Below are 255 nucleotides of genomic sequence, written 5' to 3' on the forward strand. Positions count from 1 at the left end.
TCAAGGCGCAAGTTCTGGCCGAGTGCCAAGCGCCTGGCGCTTCGGTGGCGGCCATCGCGCTGGCGCACGGCCTCAACGTCAACCTCGTGCGCAAGTGGCTGGTCGGCCGTGGCATCAAGCGTGCCGGACTGTCTGCACCGAGGACCGTGGCTCCCATGCCTGCAGCCGTGACGCCGCCGACAGCTGCGGCGCTGCAGTTCATTCCTGTGGCGCTTGCGCCCGAGGCGACGGCCACTGACCCCGCCTCAGCGCCCG

1 protein-coding gene is annotated in these 255 nt (G+C 70.6%); it reads left to right on the forward strand.

Annotated features, from left to right (window positions below; all coding sequences use genetic code 11):
• Positions 1-255 (forward strand): transposase (locus tag ACG0Z3_RS23360; protein ID WP_394402470.1); only part of this gene is annotated, 255 nt, incomplete at both ends.

The sequence above is a fragment of the Pelomonas margarita genome, from assembly GCF_043555875.1.
Taxonomy (GTDB): Bacteria; Pseudomonadota; Gammaproteobacteria; order Burkholderiales; family Burkholderiaceae_C; genus Pelomonas; species Pelomonas margarita.